24 protein-coding genes, 1 tRNA gene and 1 pseudogene are annotated in these 23,394 nt (G+C 60.5%); 19 read left to right on the top strand and 7 right to left on the bottom strand.

Translation table 11 applies throughout. The features are described 5' to 3' along the window. Nucleotides 1–4 precede the first annotated feature (4 nt). Nucleotides 5–1,333 carry a nicotinate phosphoribosyltransferase gene (locus tag ACLI1M_RS09670; RefSeq protein ID WP_049361007.1) on the bottom strand — a complete coding sequence of 443 codons (1,329 nt, stop codon included), beginning with the start codon at nt 1,331–1,333 and terminating at the stop codon, nt 5–7. 122 nt (nt 1,334–1,455) lie between these two features. Here ACLI1M_RS09670 and clpS point away from each other — a divergent pair, with 122 nt between their 5' ends. From clpS to rdgB, 8 genes are all read left to right on the top strand, one after another. Continuing rightward, a complete protein-coding gene (gene clpS, locus ACLI1M_RS09665; RefSeq protein ID WP_248099407.1) occupies nt 1,456–1,782 on the top strand; it encodes an ATP-dependent Clp protease adapter ClpS in 327 nt (108 codons plus the stop codon). A gap of 4 nt (nt 1,783–1,786) precedes the next feature. Then, nucleotides 1,787–2,323, top strand: coding sequence for a DUF2017 domain-containing protein (locus ACLI1M_RS09660; RefSeq protein ID WP_248099409.1), 537 nt, complete (start codon nt 1,787–1,789; stop codon nt 2,321–2,323). Beyond that, the gene (locus ACLI1M_RS09655) at nt 2,323–3,252 is read left to right on the top strand and encodes a P1 family peptidase (RefSeq protein WP_248099411.1); all 930 of its coding nucleotides are present in this window, start codon (nt 2,323–2,325) and stop codon (nt 3,250–3,252) included. Before ACLI1M_RS09660 ends, ACLI1M_RS09655 begins: the two co-directional genes overlap by 1 nt. A gap of 13 nt (nt 3,253–3,265) precedes the next feature. After that, a complete protein-coding gene (locus tag ACLI1M_RS09650) occupies nt 3,266–3,919 on the top strand; it encodes a rhomboid family intramembrane serine protease (RefSeq protein WP_248099413.1) in 654 nt (217 codons plus the stop codon). Further along, nucleotides 3,919–4,698: a glutamate racemase gene (gene murI, locus ACLI1M_RS09645; protein WP_248099414.1), complete on the top strand. Its 780-nt coding sequence runs from the start codon at nt 3,919–3,921 to the stop codon at nt 4,696–4,698. Before ACLI1M_RS09650 ends, murI begins: the two co-directional genes overlap by 1 nt. A gap of 72 nt (nt 4,699–4,770) precedes the next feature. Then, nucleotides 4,771–5,532 carry an MBL fold metallo-hydrolase gene (locus tag ACLI1M_RS09640; protein WP_248099416.1) on the top strand — a complete coding sequence of 254 codons (762 nt, stop codon included), beginning with the start codon at nt 4,771–4,773 and terminating at the stop codon, nt 5,530–5,532. Between the two features lie 15 nt (nt 5,533–5,547). Next, the gene (gene rph / locus ACLI1M_RS09635; protein WP_005323955.1) at nt 5,548–6,276 is read left to right on the top strand and encodes a ribonuclease PH; all 729 of its coding nucleotides are present in this window, start codon (nt 5,548–5,550) and stop codon (nt 6,274–6,276) included. Next, nucleotides 6,270–6,878, top strand: coding sequence for an RdgB/HAM1 family non-canonical purine NTP pyrophosphatase (gene rdgB / locus ACLI1M_RS09630; protein WP_248099418.1), 609 nt, complete (start codon nt 6,270–6,272; stop codon nt 6,876–6,878). The genes rph and rdgB overlap by 7 nt, the downstream gene beginning before the upstream one ends. Here rdgB and ACLI1M_RS09625 read toward each other — a convergent pair. Both ACLI1M_RS09625 and ACLI1M_RS09620 read right to left on the bottom strand, forming a co-directional pair. Then, on the bottom strand, nt 6,875–7,219 hold the full coding sequence (locus ACLI1M_RS09625) for a DUF3817 domain-containing protein (protein WP_023020867.1): 345 nt from the start codon (nt 7,217–7,219) through the stop codon (nt 6,875–6,877). The two genes, rdgB and ACLI1M_RS09625, sit on opposite strands and share 4 nt — an antisense overlap. 2 nt (nt 7,220–7,221) lie before the next feature. Next, entirely contained in the window at nt 7,222–7,644 is a 423-nt protein-coding gene (locus tag ACLI1M_RS09620; protein WP_248099420.1) for a hypothetical protein, read from the bottom strand. A gap of 90 nt (nt 7,645–7,734) precedes the next feature. On the opposite strand from ACLI1M_RS09620, the gene ACLI1M_RS09615 reads away from it, so the two are divergent. Then, nucleotides 7,735–7,819: transfer RNA gene (locus tag ACLI1M_RS09615), tRNA-Leu, on the top strand. 74 nt (nt 7,820–7,893) lie between these two features. Next, complete coding sequence (locus tag ACLI1M_RS09610; protein ID WP_239659062.1) at nt 7,894–8,484, top strand: hypothetical protein; 591 nt, start codon at nt 7,894–7,896, stop codon at nt 8,482–8,484. Here ACLI1M_RS09610 and ACLI1M_RS09605 read toward each other — a convergent pair whose 3' ends face one another. Next, nucleotides 8,485–10,395: a solute carrier family 23 protein gene (locus ACLI1M_RS09605; protein ID WP_248099422.1), complete on the bottom strand. Its 1,911-nt coding sequence runs from the start codon at nt 10,393–10,395 to the stop codon at nt 8,485–8,487. A 314-nt stretch (nt 10,396–10,709) separates the two neighbouring features. Here ACLI1M_RS09605 and pflB point away from each other — a divergent pair, with 314 nt between their 5' ends. The 5 genes and pseudogenes from pflB (at nt 10,710) to ACLI1M_RS09580 (ending at nt 16,419) form a co-directional block, all read left to right on the top strand. Then, nucleotides 10,710–12,797 (top strand): formate C-acetyltransferase, encoded by a 2,088-nt coding sequence (pflB, locus tag ACLI1M_RS09600; RefSeq protein WP_282439208.1) that lies wholly within the window; start codon nt 10,710–10,712, stop codon nt 12,795–12,797. 40 nt (nt 12,798–12,837) lie between these two features. After that, nucleotides 12,838–13,089 (top strand): autonomous glycyl radical cofactor GrcA2, encoded by a 252-nt coding sequence (grcA2, locus tag ACLI1M_RS09595; protein WP_005323969.1) that lies wholly within the window; start codon nt 12,838–12,840, stop codon nt 13,087–13,089. A 2-nt stretch (nt 13,090–13,091) separates the two neighbouring features. Beyond that, nucleotides 13,092–13,961 (top strand): pyruvate formate-lyase-activating protein, encoded by an 870-nt coding sequence (gene pflA, locus ACLI1M_RS09590; protein ID WP_049360991.1) that lies wholly within the window; start codon nt 13,092–13,094, stop codon nt 13,959–13,961. Between the two features lie 11 nt (nt 13,962–13,972). After that, nucleotides 13,973–15,211 (top strand): annotated as a pseudogene (locus tag ACLI1M_RS09585) (alpha/beta fold hydrolase). A 59-nt stretch (nt 15,212–15,270) separates the two neighbouring features. After that, on the top strand, nt 15,271–16,419 hold the full coding sequence (locus ACLI1M_RS09580) for an SPFH domain-containing protein (RefSeq protein ID WP_248099424.1): 1,149 nt from the start codon (nt 15,271–15,273) through the stop codon (nt 16,417–16,419). A gap of 131 nt (nt 16,420–16,550) precedes the next feature. On the opposite strand, the gene ACLI1M_RS09575 is transcribed toward ACLI1M_RS09580, so the two are convergent. After that, on the bottom strand, nt 16,551–17,981 hold the full coding sequence (locus ACLI1M_RS09575; protein ID WP_248099426.1) for a peptide MFS transporter: 1,431 nt from the start codon (nt 17,979–17,981) through the stop codon (nt 16,551–16,553). Between the two features lie 43 nt (nt 17,982–18,024). Between ACLI1M_RS09575 and ACLI1M_RS09570 the strand changes: the two genes are divergently transcribed. After that, on the top strand, nt 18,025–19,296 hold the full coding sequence (locus tag ACLI1M_RS09570) for an adenosylmethionine--8-amino-7-oxononanoate transaminase (protein ID WP_411706542.1): 1,272 nt from the start codon (nt 18,025–18,027) through the stop codon (nt 19,294–19,296). Beyond that, nucleotides 19,293–19,952, top strand: coding sequence for a dethiobiotin synthase (gene bioD / locus ACLI1M_RS09565; RefSeq protein WP_200288701.1), 660 nt, complete (start codon nt 19,293–19,295; stop codon nt 19,950–19,952). Before ACLI1M_RS09570 ends, bioD begins: the two co-directional genes overlap by 4 nt. A gap of 21 nt (nt 19,953–19,973) precedes the next feature. Here the strand turns inward: bioD and ACLI1M_RS09560 are convergent, their stop codons facing one another. Both ACLI1M_RS09560 and bcp read right to left on the bottom strand, forming a co-directional pair. Further along, a complete protein-coding gene (locus ACLI1M_RS09560) occupies nt 19,974–20,960 on the bottom strand; it encodes an HNH endonuclease signature motif containing protein (RefSeq protein WP_023020878.1) in 987 nt (328 codons plus the stop codon). 258 nt (nt 20,961–21,218) lie between these two features. Beyond that, the gene (gene bcp, locus ACLI1M_RS09555; protein WP_005327287.1) at nt 21,219–21,686 is read right to left on the bottom strand and encodes a thioredoxin-dependent thiol peroxidase; all 468 of its coding nucleotides are present in this window, start codon (nt 21,684–21,686) and stop codon (nt 21,219–21,221) included. Nucleotides 21,687–21,782: 96 nt separating this feature from the next. Between bcp and ACLI1M_RS09550 the strand changes: the two genes are divergently transcribed. Next, a complete protein-coding gene (locus tag ACLI1M_RS09550; protein ID WP_005323988.1) occupies nt 21,783–22,061 on the top strand; it encodes a DUF3618 domain-containing protein in 279 nt (92 codons plus the stop codon). Between the two features lie 50 nt (nt 22,062–22,111). Further along, complete coding sequence (locus tag ACLI1M_RS09545; protein ID WP_301714267.1) at nt 22,112–23,389, top strand: glutaminase; 1,278 nt, start codon at nt 22,112–22,114, stop codon at nt 23,387–23,389. Nucleotides 23,390–23,394 lie beyond the last annotated feature (5 nt).

Below are 23,394 nucleotides of genomic sequence, written 5' to 3'. Positions count from 1 at the left end.
CGGCCTACTTTTTAAAGCCCACCATCCGCGTGGGCACTGCTGCTTCATCGCGGGAGAGCGCCAGGCCTTCCCACGGCAGGGTCTTGCGGGCCTGATCCAAATACTCGCGGGAGGCATGCAGATCCGGCAGCTCATCCACGATGTGTCCATCGCGCATGAGAGGAATGGTCATCTCGCGGGTATCGAGCTGGCCGGTATCTGGCGCGGGCGCGTCAAAGGGATAGACGATCTCTTCCACCGCCACGCCCGAGGAACGGTAGGTGCGTAGCGCGCGCTTGGCACCGCCGACGGACTGCTTGGAAGTAGAGCGCTTGGCCACTGGGATGCCGTCTACTTCTACGACCTTGTAGACCATGCCGGCGGTGGGCGCGCCGGACCCGGTTGCTACGGACGTACCGACGCCGTAGACGTCTACCGGATCACCGCGCAGGCCGGCGATAGCGAACTCATCAAGGTCGGAGGATACCACGATATTGGTGTTGTGGTTGCCCAAATCATCCAGCTGTTTGCGCACGCGGCGGGTAACGGCGCCCAAGTCACCGGAATCTATGCGGACCCCACCTAGCTGCGGGCCACCTACTTTCACTGCGGTTTCTACGCCCTTGGTGATGTCATAGGTATCCACCAGTAACGTGGTGTCCACGCCCAAGGTCTCGATCTGGGAACGGAAGGCGGCCTCTTCGTTCGGAGTGCCATCCGGGTTCGTATGAGCCAAGGTCCAGGAGTGGGCCGCGGTGCCGGAGACAGGGATGCCGTAGCGGTAGCCCGCCTCCAAATTGGAGGTGGCTTCGAAGCCAGCCAGGTAGGCTGCGCGGGCGGCGGTTACCGCCGCATACTCGTGGGTGCGGCGCGAACCCATCTCGATGATGGGGCGGCCGTCAGCGGCCGTGACCATACGAGAGGCGGCCGAAGCCACCGCGGAATCGGCGTTCATAATGGATAAGATGACGGTCTCAAGAATTAAGCATTCCCCAAAAGTGCCGCGCACCGTCAGGATAGGAGAGTTGGGGAAATAAAGCTCACCTTCGCGGTAGCCATCGATCTGGCCGGAGAAGCGGTAGTGACGCAGGTATTCCTTGGTTTTCTCATCCAGGAAGTCCATCTCTGCCAATTGATTGGCTGAAAAGCGGAAATCCTCCACCGCCCGCAGGACCCGCTCGGTGCCGGCAACCACGCCGTAGCGGCGCTCATTGGGCAGACGGCGGCCGAATACCTCGCAGGTGACCTGGCGGTTTGCCGAGCCGTCTCGCAGCGCGGCCTGGAGCATAGTGAGCTCGTATTTATCCGTCAGTAAAGCGGTGGAGCGATCATTAGGAATAGCTTTGTCATTCACGTGAGTGATAATACCCACTGACTAGGTGTTTTTCAGAGGTTTAGATTCTTTGGACCTAGATTGTCCGCAGCTAGATTGGGCTGGCCCACAATAAATCCCCAAAAGTGGTTAGGCTAGAAAGCATGAAGGCGCAATTTCCCGTAGTCCGCATAAGCTCTCCTATGGCTACGCCCGAATTGGATGAAGAACTCGACGTAGATGTGGCCACGAGTGAGAACCTCCCGTGGATGTGCATCGTGTGGGATGACCCAGTCAACCTCATGAGCTACGTGTCCTACGTATTCCAAACCGTTTTGGGATACGACAAGAAGCGAGCCAATGAACTCATGATGCAGGTCCATACTGAGGGCAAGGCCGCCGTCTCCAGCGGCGAGCGCGACAAGATTGAAGCAGACGTGAAAAAGCTCCAGATCGCTGGTCTGTGGGCGACGATGCAGCAGGCAGGTTAAATAGATGCAACCGTGGAAGAAAAAGAAGTCCCTTATGCGCGCGCCAAAGATTACGGCCGTCTTTGAGCCGATGGAGCGCGAGGTGTTGGGAGATCTCACCGCTACCGTCTCTGAGGCCATCATCGGGCGCGCCCAGTCTGCACCCAAGGACGAGCTGGCAGAGATGCTGGATATGCCCACCGGCCATACCGAGGCCCCGGAAGATCCCTCGCTGGCCCGTCTCTTCCCGGACTTTGAAATGCCTGGTGATGAGGAATATGAAGGCGATGCTTCTTTGCTGCGGTCGCTGCACGAGAATGATATCGCGCGCGCCAAGTTGGAAAACCTCCAGGTGATCGGCACTGCCCTCGGCCCTACCGGTGGGGTAGAGGTCAGCATTAATGAGCAGGAGGCCCACGCCTTCGTTGCCGGCCTAAACGATCTGCGCCTCTACGTTGCGGCGGGCGATGTTTCTGATGACAACCTGATGTTGGACCGCGATAGCCTGGTGGAATGGCTGGCCTTTTGTCAGGATTCGCTGCTACAGGTGTTGATTGACTAATGCTGGATGGGATCAACATCGGGCACTATAGCGGTACCGATACCGGCGTTACGGTGCTTTATTGCGGTCCGGGCGGGGCCCTCGGCAGCGTCGACGTGCGCGGTGGGGGGCCAGGCACCCGCGAGACGGATCTTTTGCAACCACATAATACGGTCGAGCGAGTCCACGCCGTGGTGTTGTCGGGCGGCTCCGCCTTTGGCTTGGCGGCCGCGGACGGAGTGATGAATGAGCTGGCAGAGCAGGGGATTGGCTTCCCGGTCTTTGGTGAAGAAAAACCCGGTCCGCGTGTACCCATCGTTCCCGGTGCCGTCATCTTTGACCTCTTGGTCGGGCCTTCCCGACCTGGGCCGGAAGAGGGCGCGGCCGCGCTCCGAGCCGCGCTGGCGGGCAATGATGAAACCATGGGCACGGTGGGAGCCGGCGTGGGTGCTACCGCCGGCAAGCTGCGGGGTGGCTTCGGCCTAGCTACGCGCCGGGTGGGACAATACGAGGTTAGCGCCGCGATGGTCGCCAACCCTGTGGGTGAGGTCATCGATCCGCAGTCCGGCCGGCTCTACGGTGCGCCAGGGAGCACCGCGGTCAATGCTGCTGCCTACCGCGCGTTGCCACATCCAGCGGAGTCCAAGCTCAATACCACCATCGGCGCCGTGCTTACCGACGCCCCCATTAATACCGCCCAAGCCCAGCGCTTGGCCATGACTGCCCACGATGGCATCGCCCGCGCGGTGCGTCCTGCGCATTCACCACTAGACGGTGACACCATCTTCGCCTTATCCACCGCGCAGCACCCAGCCGCTGATCCTGGTGCCCTTGCGATGACACCCCTGTGCGCCGCTGCCGCCGATGCCGTGGAGGAAGCGATTGTCAACGCGGTTACCGCCGCCGAGCCTGGCTTGGGCTTGAGCGTGTACCGCGATCTGCTGGACTAAGATAAGGCGCATTATGACTTCAGGTGGAACATTTAACTCCCGGCCGGCGCCCGCAGGCCAGGTCAATCGTGGCGATTCCAAAAACTACACTCGCAGCGGGCGCATCACCACCGGATTTTCTATAGCTTTTGGCTTCCTCGTGGTGGAGTGGGCGGTCCACATTATTAACGCGTTCCTTTTTGGCGGCCAGCTATCCAATTACGGCATTCGCCCGCTGGACTTCAACGGCATCTGGGGCATTTTTACCGCCCCACTGCTGCATGCAAACTTTGAGCACCTCATGTCCAATTCGGTGCCCGGCGCCATTTTCTGCTTCCTTATCGGCCTGTCCGGCCGCAAGGCTTGGTGGGAAGTTACCCTGATTACCACTCTGGTCGCAGGCCTTGGCACGTGGTTCATTGGTGGCCCCGGTACCTCCCACATCGGGGCGTCCAGTTTGGTCTATGGCTGGCTGGCATATCTGATTGTGCGCGGTATCTTCAATCGATCGCTCATCCAGACCATTTTGGGCATTGTTCTCGGCTTTGCCTATTCCGGCTTGGTGTGGGGCGTGCTGCCCGTCTACGAGGGAGTGAGCTGGCAAGGCCACCTTTTCGGCGCCATCGGCGGCATTCTAGCCGGCATGACCATTACCTCGGACGATCCGGTTAAGGCAGTGAAGCGCTAATGCCTACCGCAACCTCTCCAATTGGCATCTTTGATTCCGGCGTGGGCGGGCTCACCGTGGCACGCGCAGTGATGGAACAGCTGCCGCAGGAATCTGTCATCTATACCGGCGATACTGCCCATAGCCCCTACGGACCGCGGCCTATCTCAGAAGTCCGCGCTTTTTCTCAGGACGTGGCGGATCGGCTGGTGGAACGTGGCTGCAAGATGCTGGTCATAGCCTGCAATACGGCCACCGCTGCCTTCTTGCATGATGCACGCGAGCGCTACGATATCCCCATTGTGGAGGTCATCCGCCCCGCGGTGCGCCGTGCCATGTCCACCACGCGCAACGGAAAAATCGGCGTCATCGGCACCGAGGGCACCATCAAATCCGGCGCCTATCAGGACCTTTTTGCGCTCAACCCGAAGGTGCAGGCATTTGCTACCGCCTGCCCGGATTTTGTTCCCTTTGTCGAGCGCGGTATTACCGCCGGCCGCCAGATCCTCGGCGTCGCTGAGGGCTACTTGGCCCCGCTCCAAGCACAAGGAGTAGACACGCTGGTCTTGGGCTGTACGCATTATCCGCTGTTGACCGGCATCATCCAGCTAGCTATGGGCGATAATGTCTCGCTGGTGACATCTTCGGAGGAAACCACCAAGGACGTTATACGGATTCTCACGGAAACCGATATGTTGGCCCCCGCGGATAATCAGCCGGTCCACACCTTTGAATCGACCGGTGACCCGGAAGCCTTTGCCCGCCTTGCCACGCGCTTTCTCGGCCCGCGGATTGCATAAGTAGGTGCAAATTTCTCCCCCGTTTGCACGTTGAGTACGCATGCGGGGCGATTTCATGGAACTATTGAGCCCATGAAGCTGACCATCTTAGGCTGCTCCGGTAGCGTCCCCACCGCCCAGAACCCCGCCTCCGGCTATTTGCTGTCCTTCGATAATGCGCCGTCCATCGTCCTCGATATGGGCCCTGGCACCTTGGCGCAGCTGGAACAGCAGCAGGATCCTTGCGATGCGCACGTGGCTTTTAGTCACCTGCATGCCGATCACTGCCTGGATTTCCCCTCTCTGATGGTGTGGCGCCGCTTCCATCCCACGGCGCCCGCGGCCTCAAGAAATATGTGCTTCGGGCCGAAGGCTACGCCGACGCACCTGGGCCGCCTGTCTTCCGATGAGGTCGATGGCATCGATGACATGTCCGATACCTTCGCCTTTAGCGCATGGGAGCCGGGCGAGCGCCAGCTTGTCGACGATGTATATATCACTCCCTTCCCGGTCACCCACCCGGTAGAGGCCTATGCCTTGCGCGTGGAACATACTAAGACGGGCCAGACCATCACCTACTCCGGAGATTCTTCATATACGCCCGCGCTTGTCGACGCCGCACGGGGCGCCGACATCTTCCTCTGTGAGGCAGCCTGGGGCGCGAGCTCGGAGGGGATGGCACCGGATATGCATATGTCGGGCGCGGAAGCTGGCAGGGCGGCGCGCGAGGCGGGCGTGGGCAAGCTCGTGCTCATCCACATCCAACCGTGGGGCGATGCCCAAGCTACCTTGGAGGCCGCTCGCTCCGAATTCGACGGTGAGATTATCCTCGGCGCCGCGGGTATGGAGTTCTAAGATACGCTGGACGGCATGACTGAATTTACTCGTGCCGATGGGCGCGCGCTGGACCAAATGCGCAGCGTCCGCATTACCCGCAATTTCACCACCAACCCGGCCGGCTCGGTGCTGGTGGAGTTTGGCAATACCCGCGTCATGTGCACCGCATCCGTAGAATATGGCGTGCCTCGCTTCAAGCGCGATTCGGGCGAAGGCTGGCTGACCGCCGAGTACGCCATGTTGCCTTCCGCCACCCACGACCGTATGCCGCGCGAATCCATGAAGGGCAAGGTCAAGGGCCGCACCCATGAGATTTCCCGCCTCGTCGGCCGCTCCCTGCGCGCCGCAGTGGACTTGGAGGAGCTAGGGGAGAACACCATTCAGCTCGATTGCGATGTCCTCCAGGCTGATGGCGGCACCCGCACTGCCTCTATCACCGGCGCCTATGTTGCGCTGGCTGACGCCATCGCGCACCTCAAAGCCGAGGGCGTCGTCCCCGGCGAGCCGCTACTTGATCCCATCGCTGCAGTCTCGGTAGGCATCATTGACGGCGAAATCTGCCTTGATCTGCCTTATGAGGAGGATTCCCGCGCCGAGGTCGACCTGAATGTAGTGATGCAGGAATCCGGCGACTTCGTTGAAATCCAGGGCACCGGTGAGCACGGTCTCTTTGGCCGAGAGGAGCTCAACGAGATGCTCGACGTAGCGCAGAAGGGTTGCCGCGAGCTTATCGCCGCACAGAAGGCGGCGTTGGGGTGGTAATTCTCGTCGCATCTAATAACCCTAAGAAGCTCGGCGAGCTGGAACGGATTCTGGCTGATGCCGGCATCGAGGGCGTCGAGCTGCGCCCGCTTTCCGCCGTGGAACCTTATCCCGAACCGGTAGAAGATGGCCGCACTTTTGCCGATAATGCGCTCATCAAGGCCCGTGCCGGCGTGGCTGCTACTGGCTTTGCCACCGTCGCGGATGATTCGGGCCTAGCCATCGAGGAACTCAACGGCATGCCCGGCGTGCTTTCCGCCCGTTGGTCCGGCCAGCACGGCAATGACCAGGCCAATAATGACTTAGTCTTGGCGCAGATGGCCGACGTCCCTGATGAGCGCCGCGCCGCAGCCTTTGTCTCGGTCTGCGCGCTCGTCACGCCCGAAGGCGCAGAGCACGTGGCCGAGGGCCGCTGGGAAGGCCGCTTCTTGCGCGAGCCGCGCGGGGAAAACGGCTTCGGCTATGACCCCCTCTTCCAGCCGGAAGGCGAGTCCCGATCGGCTGCAGAGATGTCCCCAGAAGAAAAGAACGCGGTCTCGCATCGCGGCCGCGCTCTTAGTCAACTTGTCCCCGCCATCGCGGAGCTTGTTCACAACTCTTAGAGTTGGAACTCCTCCGTGATTTCCTTGCGGCGCTTGTGCTCCATCCAGAAGGACAGGAAGGGCACCACGCCGGCAAGGGCGGTGGTAAAGAGCTTGCCCACCGGCCACAGCGCGCGCGGGCCGAGGATGAGGATGGACAGCAGGTAGGTCATGTACGCGATGCCGTGCACGATCGCGATATAGGTGGCCCACTCGGGGATATCCATGCCAATGATGTACTGGCAGACCATGCGGATGACCAGGATGATCAAGAAGATACCGGTCACAGTGGCCGCGATGGAGAAAAACTTCAAGGGTCCGCGGATGCGGGCTTGGCGGGCGGGGTGAACTTTATTGGTCATAATCAGCTTTCTTCATTCTCGCCGCGCCGGCGGCGCGGGGTATTCATGGCGTTGAACGTTTCCACGTCCATCTGGGGCCGCTGGGGCAGGAAGTCCTCATCGATTTTGGTTTCTGCCTGCGGCTGTGCGGGAGCGTCGGCCGGGGCCTTTTTGTCTGTGTCATCCATATCCCGGGCTTCTTCCTCGGCCGCGAAGCGCTCGTTTTCATAGCGCAGCGTGGTGCGATAGGCATAAACCACGAACACGGCAAACAGTGGCCACTGGAAGGCATAGCCCAGATTTTGGAAGGTGCCCGAGCCGGAGCGGAAGCGGGTCCACTGCCAATAGGCCAGGAATAGGAAGAGCACGACGAAAAACGCGATGAGGAGGATGTGCCACCATCGCACCTGCACGCGCTTGTTTTTCTGTTCCTCTTGAGTGCTCACGCGTTCCACCCTACCCACCAGCGGCCGGAAAACAGAACACCCCTGGTTTCTGGATTACCCGCCCACCGTGTACACTATGTCAAGTCCCCCGCGCCCGTGGCGGAATTGGCAGACGCGCTAGATTTAGGTTCTAGTGTCTTATGACGTGTGAGTTCAAGTCTCACCGGGCGCACCATAGGCGCCGTCGACCCTCGTGGCCGGCGGCGTTTTCGCATATCACCGTCCGCATTTCACCCTAAGATGGGCATTATGAAAAAGCTGTTTTCCACCCTTATCGCTGTCATTCTCATCGCCGCCCTGGCGGTAGCTGCGGTGGTGGTGTGGCAAGTCCGGGAACCGGTGGACGTGGAGACCGAATCGAGCAATACCAAGGTCATCAAGGCCGTGGAGCGCGAGGAACAAGTGGTGCTCGTCTCCTTGGGGATTGAGGGATTATCAGAGGAGTCCGCCACCAGCACGCTGTGGAATTGGCAGGTCCCAGGCAGTGAGCGTACCCAATACATCAAGTACTCCTACCGCGCGAAGCTCGGCATTGAAGGATCCCAGGTGCACGTAGAAGAGGAATCCCCGCACCACTTCCGCGTGCAGATCCCAGAGTTCATTTTCATTGGCCACTCGGATGAGAACTTCGAAACCGCGGTGGAAGATAATGGCGCGCTGAGCTGGATTACCCCGGATATCGATAAAGCGGAAACCATCACCAAGATTCTGGATGAGGACAAAAAGAAAAAGGACATCGCGGATAATCGCGATGTCCTCCAAAGCCAGGCCAAGCAGTTCTACACCGGCATTATTTCCGGCGTGGACCCGGAGGCTGAGGTAGATTTTTCCTTCCGTTAGCTAGTCCACCTCGGTGAACTTGCGGTCCCAAGAAGAACGGACCGGGTTGGCATCGGCTAGCAAGATATCGAAGCGGTCGTTGGCAATCTCTACGATCTCACCCAGCGCGGTGCGGTACTCCTGCTCTGGGGAGTTGGCCAAGCGGCGCACGCCGGCATCAATGACGCGGTCAACGGTGTCATTGGTATCTAGATAAGCCACAAAGGGCATATCGAAGCGCTCGCGGTAGGCAGCGGAAAGCTCGGTAATGCGCTCGGTCTGCACATCATCCAAGTCGGTTAGCCCCAAGGAGCCGCGGTCGGCGGAGATGGTGGCGGCTTCGTCAGCGTCGGCAAGCAGCAGCTCATCCATGGCCGGGTAATCGTGGATGAGGGCAGCACGGCGGGAATCATCCGCGGTCAGCACGGCTACCTGAATGGCGGCGCGCAGCTCATTGACATCGCTGAAAGGCCGAGACTCCCACGCCAGTTCGAGCGGCCACGTCTCGTTATTAAACAGCGGGCGCAGCGCGGAGACGAATTCCTCGCGGGAGGCATTGTTGAGTTGCTGTAGGCTTACGCTCTTGCCGACGGCCCGAGACACCTGCGTGCCCTGCTTACCCCCGGTGTGGAAGAACAGCAGGTTAAGCACGATGGCGGTAATGGCGCCGATGGACATGCCGGAGGAGACGAAGGTTTGCGCCCACTCCGGGAAGGCGGTGGCGATATCCGGCTTGAAGGTCACCAGCATGGCCAGGCCGAGCGCGGAGGTGACGATGACGGAATTGCGGCCATCGGAAAGATCGGCCTTGGCGATGGTCTGCAGGCCCACCCACGCTACGTTGGCGAAAAGCGCCAGGGAGGCACCGCCAAGTACAGGGGAGGGGATGGCGGCCACGACCGCACCGGCCTTGGGCAAAATGCCCAGCACCATCATGAATCCGGCGGCGGCTACGGCCACCCAGCGCGATTTCACGCTGGTCAGGCGGACCAGGCCGACGTTTTGGGCAAAGCAGGTATAGGGGAAGGAGTTCATCACGCCGCCCACCAAGGTGGACAGGCCATCGGCGCGAATCGCACGCACGACATCATCGCGGCGGATGCGCTTTTTGACAATCTCGCCGGTGGCAAAGACATCGCCAGTGGTCTCCACCATGGTGATGATCATGACAATGATGAGCGAGAAAATAGCCACCACGTCGAACTTTGGCATGCCGAAGTAGAACGGGGTGGTGATACCGAGGGCGGGGGCGGAGGAGACTTCGCTAAAGGAGGCGTCGCCTAGCACGAGCGCCACGCCCGTACCCAAGACTAGGCCGATGAGCACGGCCAGGGTGCCTAGGAAGCCAGAGGAAAAACGCTGCACCAAAATGATGACCGCGAGTGTGCCAAAACCGTAGAGCAGGTCACGGGTGGCTGGAACTCCCTCGGCGTAATTGACAAAGTCATTGGCCGAAACCCCCAATAGAGAAGTGCCCATAACCAGCAGGACCGACCCGGTGACCACCGGCGGGAAGAAACGCAGCACTTTGCCAAAGACCGGCGCCGCGAAGAAAGTAAACAGGCCGGCGACGATGATGGCGCCATAAATGGTCGGCAGCGAGGCCACCCCGCCTTCGCCGTCGGTTGCGCCCAGGCCAATGGCAATAATCGGGGAGACGGCCGTAGTGGTTACGCCCTGCACGATGGGCAGGCGCACGCCAATGCGCTTGCCGACGCCCATAGACTGAATGATCGTTGCTATGCCACAGGTCAAAAGGTCCGCATTGATGAGGTGGATGGTGGTTTCCGCATCCAGGTTAAGCGAGCCGGCGATGAGCAGCGGAACGATAACCGCCCCGGCATAAAAGGCCAATACGTGCTGCACACCTAAGGCAGCTAATTTGGGGGCGGGTGGGACGGTATCTACTGGATGCTTGGGCTGGGAAGCCACGAAGTCCTCCTTTGTGCGGAAGCGAAGCTGAACGGGTTTAACAGTAGAGGTTCGTGCAGGTAGCGGCCAAAAAATCGGGGTGATGAGGAACACGTTCGGGGCTAGTTCACCCCCGATCTAAGACGTACGTGCGTTCTGCATGAAATCACTAACCAGCGAAACAACACGACCGGTTTATATTTAGCCTTTCCAACGTCTGCTGAACTTGTTATTACCGCTGATGTAGTCAACAATTGAGACCAGAGGGGCTTGGTGCTGTGGCTCGAAAAAGCGGCATTTACCCCTGATAGAAATTCGCCCGAAAGAAGGGAATTATGACTACCGCAACGCAGCCTCAACAGTTTGAAGCGTGGAAGGGATTTGAGTCCGGTCCATGGACCGAGGGCATCAACGTCCGCGACTTCATTCAGCGTAACTACACGCCGTACGACGGCGATTCCAGCTTCCTGGCGGGCCCGACCGAAAAGACCAAGCGCGTCTGGGAGACCCTGGAGAAGAACTACCTGTCCGTCGAGCGCGAAAAGCGCGTCTATGATGTTGACACCCACACCCCGACCGACATTGACGCTTTCCCGGCCGGCTACATCTCAGACGACGATGACGTCATCGTCGGTCTGCAGACCGATACCCCGCTGAAGCGCGCCATGATGCCGTTCGGTGGCTGGCGCATGGTCAAGCAGGCCATCGCCGAAGCAGGCAAGGAAGTCGACCCTGAGGTGGAGAAGATCTTCACCCGCTACCGCAAGACCCACAACGATGCGGTCTTCGATATCTACACCCCGCGCATCCGTGCTGCTCGTTCATCGCACATCATCACCGGCCTGCCGGATGCATACGGCCGTGGCCGCATTATCGGTGACTACCGCCGCGTAGCCCTTTATGGTGTGGATTACCTGATCGAGGAAAAGCAGGCTTCCCGCGATTCCGTCGCAGATGCTGGCTTCTCTGAGCACTGGGCACGCTTCCGCGAGGAGCACTCCGAGCAGATCAAGGCCCTGAAGAAGCTCAAGAAGATGGCTGAGTCCTACGGCTTCGACATCTCCAAGCCGGCTAAGACCGCTCACGAGGCAGTACAGTGGACCTACTTCGGCTACCTGGCATCCATTAAGTCCCAGGATGGCGCCGCAATGTCCATCGGCCGCCTGTCTGCCTTCTTCGATTGCTACTTCGAGCGCGACCTCGCCGCTGGCATCATCACCGAGGAAGACGCCCAGGAAATCATCGACTCCCTGGTTCTCAAGCTGCGTATCGTTCGCTTCCTGCGCACCATCGATTATGACCAGATCTTCTCCGGCGACCCGTACTGGGCAACCTGGTCTGATGCTGGCTTCGGCAACGACGGCCGCCACATGGTCACCAAGACCTCCTTCCGTCTGCTGCAGACCCTGGTAAACCTTGGCCCATCACCGGAGCCAAATATCACCATCTTCTGGGATCCGAAACTGCCAGAGGGCTACAAGGAATTCTGTGCCCACATCTCGATTGAGACCTCCTCCATCCAGTACGAGTCTGACCGCCAGATTCGTGAGCAGTGGGGCGATGACGCCGCAATTGCATGCTGTGTTTCCCCGATGGAAGTGGGCAAGCAGATGCAGTTCTTCGGCGCTCGTGTGAACGCCGCTAAGGCTCTGCTTTACGCCATCAACGGTGGCCGCGATGAGGTATCCGGCAAGCAGGTCGTAGAAGGCTACGAGCCCATCAAGGGCGATGGCCCGCTGGACTTCGATGAAGTTTGGCAGAAGTACGAAGAGATGCTGGACTGGGTTGTTGGCACCTACGTTGAGGCCCTCAACATCATCCACTACTCTCACGACAAGTACGCCTACGAGGCAGTCGAGATGGCGCTGCACGATTCCAATATCGTACGCTCCATGGGCTGCGGCATCGCCGGCCTGTCCATCGTCGCCGACTCCCTGGCTGCTATCAAGTACGCCAAGGTCACCCCGGTCCGTGACGAGACCGGCCTGATTACGGACTACGTCACCGAGGGCGAGTTCCCGTTCTACGGCAACGATGATGACCGCGCCGATGACATCGCCGCAACCATTGTCCACACCGTGATGGAAAAGATTAAGGCCATCCCGATGTACCGCAATGCCATCCCAACCCAGTCCGTGCTGACCATTACCTCGAACGTGGTCTACGGCAAGGCAACAGGCGCCTTCCCGTCGGGCCACAAGGCCGGCACGCCGTTCTCCCCAGGCGCAAACCCTGAAAACGGTGCCGACAGCCACGGCATGGTTGCTTCCATGCTGTCCGTTGGCAAGCTGGATTACAAGGACGCCTTGGACGGCATCTCGCTGACCAACACCATTACTCCTTCCGGATTGGGCCGCACCCCAGAAGAGCGCATCAATAACTTGGTGGGCGTTCTGGATGCCGGCTTCATCATGGAGAAGTAAAAACCACTCAACCCTCAACCATCTCGAAAAGGAGAAAATCATGGCAACCCCAACTTTCGAAGACCGTATGTCAGCAATGAAGGCAAACCGCGATGCGCACCAGATGAACTCTGGTCTGTACCACGCCAACATCAACGTGCTGGACAAGTCCACCCTCGAGGACGCCGTTGAGCACCCAGAGAAGTACCCGAACCTCACCGTTCGCGTCTCTGGCTACGCTGTCAACTTTGTCAAGCTGACCAAGGAGCAGCAGCTCGACGTTATCTCCCGCACCTTCCACCAGGGTTCTTAATCATGGCTGATGGCGTTACTGGTGTTGTCACCCTCTCTCCGGAAGAAGGAGAGCGTGTCCGCGGCGTAGCTGCGGGCCTGGGAGATAATGCACAACTCGATGACATTACCCGCCCGGAGCTCATGGAGGCGCGCCGTACCGGCGATATCGCCCTCGTGCACTCTTGGGAGCTCGTGACCGCCGTCGATGGCCCGGGAACCCGCATGACGATGTTCATGTCCGGATGCCCACTGCGCTGCCAGTACTGCCATAATCCAGACACCTGGGAGATGAAGACCGGCACACTGGAGCGGGTCGAGGATGTGGTCAAGCGCATCAAGCGTTATAAGCCCATCTTCCAAGCTTCCGGTGGCGGTCTGACCATCTCCGGTGGCGAACCCCTCTTCCAGATTTCCTTCACGCGCCGCGTGCTTAAGGAAGTCCACGATGCGGGTATTCACACCACCATCGATACGGCTGGGTACTTGGGCGCGCGCTTGCGCGACGAGGACCTAGACAACATCGACCTCGTGCTTCTCGACGTCAAGTCGGGCGACGAGGAGACTTACCGCAAGGTCACCCAACGCCAGCTCCAGCCAACACTGGATTTCGGCGACAGGTTGAACAAGATAGGTAAGCCGGTATGGATCCGCTTCGTAGTGGTGCCTGACCTCACGGACTCGCCAGAGAACGTGGAAAATGTGGCCAATATCGTGGCTCGATGGAAATCTAACGTCGAACGCGTCGAGGTCTTGCCCTTCCACAATATGGGCAAGGACAAGTGGGAAGGTCTGGATATGACCTACCAGTTGGCAGACACGAAGCCGCCAAAGCCGGAGGACGTGGAGAAAATCCGCGACGTCTTCCGCTCGAAGGGCTTGGAAGTCTACTAGCCTGGGAGGGCATGACCGACTACCGCCGCTTTGGCCACATAATTAAAGAACACCACCTAGAAGTCCCGTGGGATTATTCCAATCCCCACGGGACTTTTGGGCTTTATGCCCGCGAAATTATCCCGCCCGGTGGAGAGGATCTGCCCGCGTTGCTTTACCTCCAGGGCGGGCCTGGGTTCCCAGCACCCCGGCCGCTGGCGCCCACGGGGCTTATTGGCAAGGCACTGGAGCGGTACCGCGTGATCCTCATGGACCAGCGCGGCACCGGCCGATCGCACCGCATCGATGCATTGAGCCCGGCCGCGGAGCGCACCGCAGCGCACTTGGCGTTGCTGCGCCAAGATAATATCGTCCGCGACGCCGAGCGCCTGCGCGAGCACCTCGGCCTGGAGAAGCGGTCGCTTTTCGGCCAATCCTTCGGCGGCTTTTGCATTACCGCCTACCTATCCCAGGCCCCCGAACACGTGGAGCATGCATTTTTCACCGGCGGCATCCCCACGCTGAAGGGGGCAGACGATCTCTACCGCGCCACTTTTAGAAAGCTCAAGGCCCGCCAGCAGCGTTTCTACCGCGAATTCCCGTGGGCCCAGGACAGCATCGAGGAGATCATCTCCCACTTGGACAATTCGGATGAGCGCCTTCCCACCGGAGAGCGCCTGTCCTCGCTGCGGTTTCGCACCATCGGTATTGAGCTCGGCCGCGGCACCGGTTTTGATTCGCTGGCTTATCTGCTGGAAGAGCCTTTCCGCACCGTGGCAGGGGAGAAGCGGCTGCGCGGCGATTTCTTGGTGGACGTCGGCCAGCGCGTGAGCTTTGCAGACGGCCCGCTCTATGCCGCTATCCATGAGTCAATCTAAGGCGGCGCCGGCGGGCAGGCCGTTACTCATTGGGCGGCGCATCGTGTGCGCGAGGAATTCCCGGAGTTTGCGGAGTCCGGCACCTGGTTGACTGGCGAGCATATCTTTCCCTGGCAGTTCGACGAGGACCCTGCTCTGCACGCGTTTGCCGACGCCGCTCACGGCCTCGCCCGCCACGAATTCTCCCCGCCCTATGCGCTCGGTGAGGTGCCGACCACGGCCGCGGCCATATATGTCGATGATATTTTCGTTCCGCTCGAAGAATCCTTGGCTACCGCCGCCCACCTGGGGGACCTGCGGCCGTGGATTAGCAACGAGTTCCAGCACAACGGCATTCGCGAAGACGGTGCGACCATCCTGGGCAGGCTTTTTGCGCTTATCGACGATCACTAGCGTTTCGCTATTTCCTATGCGAAAATATTGGTGATTGTCACGACATTTAGGGAGATATTTTGATCGCCACCATAGTTATAGTCCTCATCCTGTTGCTTATCTTGGGAACCCTCTTTGATGGCTATTTCATCGTTCGCACTCGCGAAGCTGCCATCTTGGAGCGCTTGGGTAAATTCCAAAAGGTGGCGCATGCTGGCCTGCACTTCAAGTTGCCGTGGGTGGACCGTGTGCGCGATAAAATTTCGCTGCAGGTGCGCCAGCTGGATGTGATGGTGGAGACCAAGACCAAGGACAATGTCTTCGTCCAGATCCCTGTGGCCGTGCAATACGAGGTGGTTGAAGGCCGCGAGCGTGAGGCGTACTACATGCTCTCCAACCACGAGCAGCAGATTGTGGCCTACGTGCAGGATAATGTTCGTTCCTCCGTGGCGAATATGGACTTGGATGATTCCTTCTCCTCCAAGGACACCATTGCTCGCAATGTTGCGGCTTCCCTGCGCGATAATATGGCCGAGTACGGCTGGAACTTTGTCAACACCCTGGTTACCGATATCCGCCCCGATTCCCGCGTACGCGAGTCCATGAACTCCATTAACGCGGCGCAGCGTGAGCGCGAAGCGGCCGTCGCCCAAGCAGAGGCCGAGAAGATCCGCGTGGTCAAAGAGGCCGAGGGTGCCGCCGAAGCAAAGAAGCTGCAGGGACGCGGCGTTGCGGACCAGCGCAAGGAAATCGTCGAGGGCATTGCCCAGCAATACGAAATGCTTCGCGACGCCGGCGTGGAAGAATCCCCCGAGGCGCTCATGCTGGTCTCTCAATACCTTGACGCGATGGTCGATGTCTCCCACAACGGCCAGGCCTCTGTGCTGTACATGCCCTCCAACCCGCAGGGCATGGGTGACCTCTTCAGCGGCATGCGCGACGTGCTCATGGCCAACCGCGCCCTCGACTCCGCCGAGGGGGCGCCTCAGCACCGCCGCCCGCAGCCGCACAAGCCATCCCGCGCCGAGGAAATCGAGCGCGAGTCCAAGCGTCAGGCAGAGCGTGCCAAGCGCGAAGCCATCGCTGCCTCCCAGCGTGCTGAGCAGGAGCGCTCCGAGCAAAATCGCGGTGAGCAACAGGCGCAGCAGGGCCAGCACTCCACCGCGCAGCCCCAGGCTGCCCGCGAGTACTTCCAGCAGCTGCGCGACCAACTCAAAAACGAGGACTAGCCCTGAGCATCGATAACCTCTTTGACGCCTATACCGCCCAGCGCGGTATTACCCGCCGCGCAGAAGTTGTACCCGACCACGAGTGTCAGATTTTCCCCGCCGAGACCAGGGCTGCCTCACAAGTCGATGCCTTAAACGCTGCCCGAAGCCTCGTTCACGACGCCCTTTCTGCCGACCAAGAGCATGAGTCCCAGCGCGACGGGGACAATTCCGACAACAAGTAGGTAGGTCCGCTCCGCACCCGCCGAGGAAGGGTCATACAGCGTCGACAGCGTTCCCGCTAGCGAGGTTCCAATGGCCATGGTGAGGAAATACAGCGCGGAAAAGCGCGTCGCGTACGCTCGCGGCGCGTGCGCGGCCGATGCCGCCATACCCACCGGCCCGATAAATAGCTCGCCGAGCGACATCAACAAGATGGTCACGGCCAACACCACAAATGGCGTTGAATTTTCTCCGCCCCCGACGAACGGCAACAGCACAAACATTCCGGAACCTGCCACCATGATGCCTACGGCCATCAGCACACGCCGCGAGCATGCCCACCGAGACATGCTCGCCGCCAGCGGTAGGGACAATGCCAGGATGAACAGTGGATTGAGCGATTGCGTCCATGCCGCCGGAATCTCAAACCCGCCGACCATGCGGTCTACACGTTGATCCGAGTACACGGCTAGCACCCCGTAAATCTGCGGCTGGAGAGTCCAGTAGGCCGTCGAGCAGAAAAAGAGCGGGATATACGCCAGAACCTGCTTCCGCTCCGGCACGCTGACCCGCGGGGATCGCAGCATGCTGGCGAAGAGAGCGAGGGCGGCCGCGATCGTCGCAAAGAGCAAAAGCATAGCCAGCTTGTCTGGTGGGACCGTCACCGCGACCGCGACGCTGCCCACTACAGCCACCACAGTTACCGCCGCGGCCTTGCCTGGCGTGGCAGTAGGGCTGGGAGGCCGGGTATCGAACTCCGTGACTACCCGCTGGCGCAATAACCCGTAGAAGACACACCCGCAGCACATGAGGCCTGCGGCTGCGAGGAAGCCGGCATGGTAGCCGTGCTTTTGTGCCAGCCAGCCCGTGAGCATCGGTCCGAGTAAAGCGCCAATATTTATCCCCAGGTAAAAGATTTGAAAAGCCCCATCCCGTGCGCCGGCTGTGGGAGGAAAAGCCGCGCCCAGAATGGTAATTGCCGCCGTTTTAAGCAGCCCTGAACCCAGCGCAAGCGGCAACAGTCCGGCCACGAGGCCCGCCATACCAGGCACGAAGGACAGCGAAAGGTGCCCGCACATGAGCAGACTCGCGCCGGCAAGCAACGTGCGTTCGGCACCTAGGAGCCGGTCGCTGACCCACCCGCCCACGAACGTGCACAGGTAGAGCAGACTGCCGTAGGCACCGACGAGCGCCGTGGCCTGCGCCTGGTCCATGCCGAGTCCGCCGGAGGTGGAATAGAGGTAGTAGGCGAGGATGGCCTGCATGCCGTAGAAGCTAAAGCGCTCCCACATTTCAATTCCGGCGATAGCCGGCAAAGCCACCGGTAAACGCCGAATTGAACGATGTTTAATAATTGTCATAAAAGCACTATAACGGCCGAAAGTCTGTGATAAACCTAAAATCATGGATATTTCAGCGGAGGACATTGCCGCTCTCGACGCACGCCACATTTGGCATCCCTACGCCGAGCCAGGCGAGCCCACGCTTGTGGTGGACTCGGCCGCCGGCGTTTATTTAACACTCGCGGATGGCACCACGCTTATCGACGCCATGTCTTCCTGGTGGGCTGCCGCCCACGGCCACAGTCACCCACGGCTCAAGGCGGCAGCGAACGAACAAATCGAGAGGATGAGCCACGTCATGTTCGGCGGACTCACCCACGAACCGGCTACGCGGCTTACTCGTAACCTCATGGAATTAACGCGTGGTGATTTTGAGCAGGTCTTTTATTCCGATTCCGGATCTGTATCGGTCGAAGTAGCCATCAAAATGGCACTGCAGTATGCCCGTGGCGCAGGGCACCCAGAGTGCACCAAGATGTTGACGTGGAGGTCGGGGTATCATGGCGATACCTTCGCGGCGATGAGTGTGTGCGATCCCGAAGGCGGCATGCACTCGATGTGGACCGGTACCTTAGCTCAGCAGATTTTCGCCCCGGCGCCGCCCACTCGCGGGGCTAGCCCGGCCGAGCGCGCGAACTATCTGCGCGAGCTGGAAGCGTGCATCACGGAAGAAGTTGCGGGGCTAATTATTGAACCTGTAGTCCAAGGTGCGGGTGGCATGCGCTTTCACGACCACGAGCTGGTCCGCGGGGCCCGAGAAATCTGCGACCGCCACGGTATCGTGCTGATCGCGGACGAAATCGCCACCGGGTTCGGGCGAACCGGCGAACTTTTTGCCACCCAAGCCGCTGGCGTTGTGCCAGATATCATGTGCGTTGGCAAGGCGATGACCGGCGGTTTTATGACCATGGCTGCCACGCTCGCCACCGCGAAGGTGGCCGTGGGGATGCGTCCGCGCGCGCTAATGCACGGACCAACATTTATGGCTAATCCACTCGCTTGTGCCGTTTCGGCCGAGGCAACTGCGCTCATTTTGGAGGGCAATTGGCGCGAGCAGGTAGCCGGCATCGAAAAGCAGCTGCAACGAGGGTTTGAGGGCCTGTCCGAGGAACCTGGGGTAGCCGACGTGCGCGTACTTGGCGCCATAGGTGTGGTGGAAATGGAATGCGATGTAAATATGTCCGCAGCGACGGCCGCAGCCGTAGCCCAAGGTGTGTGGTTACGTCCGTTCGGCCGGTTGATTTATATCATGCCGCCGTTTATCAGCACCGCAGATGAAATAGCGCAAATGTGCCGCGGCGTGCGCGCTGCGGTGGCAGGAGGACGACAGTGATTATTTATGTAACGGGGACGAATACTGACGTCGGTAAGACTGTGGCCACGGCCGCGCTCGCCAGCGCGTTCAAGCAACGCGGCCGCGAGGTCATCTACGCCAAACCGCTGCAGACGGGAGAGCCGGAGGGGAAGGGGGATGCGGCGACCGTCGGCAAGCTGGCGGGGGTGGAGGTAGCAGAGATGGTGCGCTTTCCGGAGCCACTGGCGCCGAATCTTTCTGCGCGCCGGGCCGGCATGCCCCAACCCGGCCTGCAGGAACTTAAAGAGTGGATTGCCGCCCTTGACGCACCCGGCCGTGTGGTGCTGGTGGAAGGCGCCGGCGGGCTCCTCGTGCGTTTAACGGACGCCTATACGCTTGCCGACGTCGCCGAAAAGCTCCTCATCGTCACCTCCCTTAACCTAGGAAGCCTAAACGCGGCCGAGCTGACCGTGCGCGAGGCACAACGCCGTGGAATTGAGGTGCTCGGGCTAGTTGGTGGCTCGCTGCCGGCCGATCCGGACTTGGCTACGCGCCTGAACCTGGAGGAGATGCCGGAGGTGACAGGCTGTACGTTGTGGGGCAGCCTGCCGGAGGGCATGGCGCGCATGGCACCGGCCGAATTCGCGCGGGTAGCCGCGGAAGTCTACGCGGACTTTGTCGAGCACGCCGAGTAGCGCTACCTCGCAGAGGCAGCGCTAGCGGACCCAACGAACCTTGCCATTGACTCGGGCAAGGCGCCCACGCAGCGGCGGGGCATTCGGATCATCTTGGTTGACCCCGTTGTGATACGGGCAGCACACCGTGAGGTTGTCCATATTGGTCAGTCCTCCGTGCTTCCAAGCCTTCAGGTGATGGATCTGGGCCTTGTCCGCAGGGTGGTTGCACGGCGGCCACGGGCAGGTAGGGTTTTCGGCCGCGGCCATCTGCCGCTGTTTCTCGGTGGCGTAGCGCGAGGTGCGATACAGGTTGACGGGGCCTTTAACGGGATGGATAAGGGTGGCTAGTCCGTGCTCGGTGAAGGTGCGCTCGACCAACTCGGCGCCGGTAATCGTGGCGCCATTAGTCAGCCGCAGGGTGACTTCTTCACCGTCGCCGTCCAAGATGCGGTCCAGCGCGTTGAGCGGGATGATGACGTTGGTTGTGGTGCGCGCCGAAGGCGCACCCGTGCCGCGAAGGAGATCGCGCAGGGAATCGAGTGGGCGCGCGGGGTCGAGCGCGGCGTCAAACTCCGCGAGGAAGGCCGAGGGGGCGGTAATCCGCATGGTCCAGGGGCCATTCGGGCGGCGAAGGAGCTGGACCCCTTCGCGGGGCGGCGTGCGGCGCGGGCGGAGGTCGCGCAGGCGTTGCTTGGCGCGGCGGGCGATTTCAGAGGCGGGGCCTCGCAGGCGGCACAGCTCTACCCGCAAGTTCCACGCATCGCGCTGTGTGCGCACGCGGGAGACATATTTTTCAATCAGCTTGAGCGTTATGAGGTCATGGTGGCGAGCGGCCGTGGTGGCGTGGCGTTGCTTCCGGCTGAAGCGGGTTGGGCCGTAATAAACTGCGGCAAGCGCGCGGAGGTTGCGAGCTTCTACATCTGGTAGACCCAGCTCGATGAGGGCGCGCTCAGACAGGCCGCGGGCCTCGGCGAGGATATCCATCGCCGAGGCTATGTGGGAGGCATAAGCCTTCAGTGCGCTCATGGCCGCAACTCTAAACAGGACCGGCAGTAGAACCGAGTCGTAGACGGCCGCAGCTGTGGATAGCTTGTTTAAGTGTCAACTGCCTGCGGTGGGCGGAAGTGGCACAAAGGCGCGAAACGAGCGCGCTTTAGATCGCTACCACCGTGCTAGAAAGGCCCCCGGATCGCGCGCAGTTGCGCAATTGCACCGTACGGCCAGGCTGTGGATAAGGAGACCGGCCCGGTCAATGCGTTCGTCACTGCGCTGGACGACGCCGCGCTAGCTTAGGCCCTTCATCACGCGGGCGACGTGGCCGGTGGCCTTGACATTGTAGTGCGTCTGGCCGATGGTGCCATCCGGCTCGACCAAGAAGGTGGAGCGGATAACGCCTTGGACCACCTTGCCGTAGTTCTTTTTCTCACCAAACGCGCCGTAGGCGGTCATGACGGACTTATCTGGGTCCGAGAGCAGCGGGAAGTTCAGCTCGTGGTCCGCGCGGAACTTCGCCAGCGCCTCCGGCTTATCTGGCGAGATACCCACGACGGCGATATTGAGATCATTGAGCTGTTCCAGGGAATCGCGGAAATCGCAGGCTTCCTTGGTGCAGCCCGGGGTATTGGCGCGGGGGTAGAAGTAGACAAGTACGCGCTGGCCTGCGTAATCGGCGAGGGAAACGGTGTTTCCGGCGTCGTCGGCAAGCGCAAAAGCAGGGGCGGTATCTCCAACGTTCAAACGGTTTTCAGTCATGGTTTCCACCTTACTTACCGCCCGGGCTGCACGCTTTTGGGGCGGCGGGGTAGAATGACCCCGTTAAGAGCGAACCTAAGTTAAGAGGAGAACTTCGTGGCACGCAATATTGAAGACATTCAGCGCGATATCGAGCGCACCCGCCGCCAGCTGGCCGGCACCCTGGACGAGCTGGCACAGCGCAGCAAGCCGCAGAACTTTGCCAACGAGGCTAAGACCGCGGCCACCGATAAGCTGCAGGACCGCAACGTGCAGATGGCCCTGGGCGGCGTCGGCGCCGCTGTGGTTGGCCTGATTGCTTTCTCGGTCTTCCGCTCTCGCCGCCGCAAGAGCGACCTGAAGGAGCTGCAGCGCCTGCTGTCCGAGCGCCACTAATTGCGAAGTCCCCGCACACCGCGGGGACTTTTTTCGTAGGCTGGGTTGGGATGAAGACACCAATCCCTTTTTATTTGCAGGAAATCCTCACCAAGGTGCGCGATAATCGCGACGGTGCCGTGGCGGATTATATTCCGGAGCTGGCCAAGGCGGAGCCTGAATACCTCGGCGCCGCGATGTGCACCACCACCGGCCACGTTTATTCTGCGGGCGATGATGAGGTGGAATTTACCCTTCAGTCCTTGTCCAAGCCTTTTGTTTATGCGCTGGCTCTCCAGGAGCTTGGTCTTTCCGCGGTGCGCGACATCGTGGGCATGGAGCCTTCGGGCGAGGCCTTCAACGAGCTTTCGCTCAATCGCGATGACCATCGGCCGGTCAACCCGATGATTAATGCGGGCGCGATTGCGGTCACGCAGCTGATTAATGGCGTGGATTCGGAGCCTGCCGCGCGCGTGGAGCGCCTGCGCACCTATTTCTCCCGGTTGGCAGGCCGCGACTTGCTTATCGACGACGCCATGCGCTCCTCCGAGCTGGAAGTCAGCGAACGCAACCTCTCGCTGGCGCACATGTTGCGCAACTACGACATCATCCAGGACGAGGCACACGATGCGGTGTCAACGTATATTGAGCAGTGCTCGATTGTGGTGACGGTGCGGGACTTGGCCGTGATGTCGGCAACGTTGGCGAATGGTGGCGTGCAGCCGGTGACGGGCGACAAGATTTTGGACGCGGATGTGTGCCGGTTGACGCTATCGGTAATGAGCTCGGCTGGCATGTACGACGGCGCCGGCCGGTGGATGGCCGAGGTGGGCATCCCGGCGAAGTCGGGCGTGTCGGGTGGCCTGCTGGGCACGCTGCCGGGCCAGTTGGGCGTGGCGACATTCTCGCCGCGACTGAACAAAGAAGGCAACTCGGTGCGCGGGGTGGATGCGTTTAAGTTGTTGTCGAAGGATATGGGCCTGCACCTGATGTCTACAGACGAGCGCTATGGCGTGAACCCAGTGCGCAAGGTGGAGCAGGATGCGGAGCTGACCGTGATCTACCTGCAGGGCCTAATCAACTTCAACGCGGCCGAGACCATCTTGTACGAGTTGATGGAGTCGGATTTTGGCGAGGGCACGGTGGTGCTCGAGCTATCGCATATTACGGGCACGAACCGCATGGGCCGGCGCATGCTGAAGGAGGGGCTACGCCGAATCCGCGAGTCTGGCTTCGATATCGCCATCGTGGATCCGGATGGAGAGCTGGAAGATCGCACCATGTCGGACGGAACCGAGGTGCCCAAGGGCGAGCCGGAAGACTACGCGATCAACGGCGAACCCGTTTAGGTTTG

The sequence above is a fragment of the Corynebacterium sp. LaCa54 genome (assembly GCF_046717495.1).
Taxonomy (GTDB): Bacteria; Actinomycetota; Actinomycetes; order Mycobacteriales; family Mycobacteriaceae; genus Corynebacterium; species Corynebacterium kefirresidentii.
Note: the sequence above shows the minus strand (reverse complement) of the source record. Positions and strands in the feature narration are given on the sequence as shown.

Bases quoted from the DNA above. Each gene is read 5' to 3' on its own strand.
- clpS (WP_248099407.1), top strand. From the start codon at position 1,456: ATGAAGGCGCAATTTCCCGTAGTCCGCATAAGCTCTCCTATGGCTACG.
- ACLI1M_RS09660 (WP_248099409.1), top strand. From the start codon at position 1,787: ATGCAACCGTGGAAGAAAAAGAAGTCCCTTATGCGCGCGCCAAAGATT.
- ACLI1M_RS09655 (WP_248099411.1), top strand. From the start codon at position 2,323: ATGCTGGATGGGATCAACATCGGGCACTATAGCGGTACCGATACCGGC.
- ACLI1M_RS09650 (WP_248099413.1), top strand. From the start codon at position 3,266: ATGACTTCAGGTGGAACATTTAACTCCCGGCCGGCGCCCGCAGGCCAG.
- murI (WP_248099414.1), top strand. From the start codon at position 3,919: ATGCCTACCGCAACCTCTCCAATTGGCATCTTTGATTCCGGCGTGGGC.
- ACLI1M_RS09640 (WP_248099416.1), top strand. From the start codon at position 4,771: ATGAAGCTGACCATCTTAGGCTGCTCCGGTAGCGTCCCCACCGCCCAG.
- rph (WP_005323955.1), top strand. From the start codon at position 5,548: ATGACTGAATTTACTCGTGCCGATGGGCGCGCGCTGGACCAAATGCGC.
- ACLI1M_RS09625 (WP_023020867.1), bottom strand. From the start codon at position 7,219: ATGACCAATAAAGTTCACCCCGCCCGCCAAGCCCGCATCCGCGGACCC.
- ACLI1M_RS09610 (WP_239659062.1), top strand. From the start codon at position 7,894: ATGAAAAAGCTGTTTTCCACCCTTATCGCTGTCATTCTCATCGCCGCC.
- pflB (WP_282439208.1), top strand. From the start codon at position 10,710: ATGACTACCGCAACGCAGCCTCAACAGTTTGAAGCGTGGAAGGGATTT.
- grcA2 (WP_005323969.1), top strand. From the start codon at position 12,838: ATGGCAACCCCAACTTTCGAAGACCGTATGTCAGCAATGAAGGCAAAC.
- pflA (WP_049360991.1), top strand. From the start codon at position 13,092: ATGGCTGATGGCGTTACTGGTGTTGTCACCCTCTCTCCGGAAGAAGGA.
- ACLI1M_RS09575 (WP_248099426.1), bottom strand. From the start codon at position 17,981: ATGACAATTATTAAACATCGTTCAATTCGGCGTTTACCGGTGGCTTTG.
- ACLI1M_RS09570 (WP_411706542.1), top strand. From the start codon at position 18,025: ATGGATATTTCAGCGGAGGACATTGCCGCTCTCGACGCACGCCACATT.
- ACLI1M_RS09560 (WP_023020878.1), bottom strand. From the start codon at position 20,960: ATGAGCGCACTGAAGGCTTATGCCTCCCACATAGCCTCGGCGATGGAT.
- bcp (WP_005327287.1), bottom strand. From the start codon at position 21,686: ATGACTGAAAACCGTTTGAACGTTGGAGATACCGCCCCTGCTTTTGCG.
- ACLI1M_RS09545 (WP_301714267.1), top strand. From the start codon at position 22,112: ATGAAGACACCAATCCCTTTTTATTTGCAGGAAATCCTCACCAAGGTG.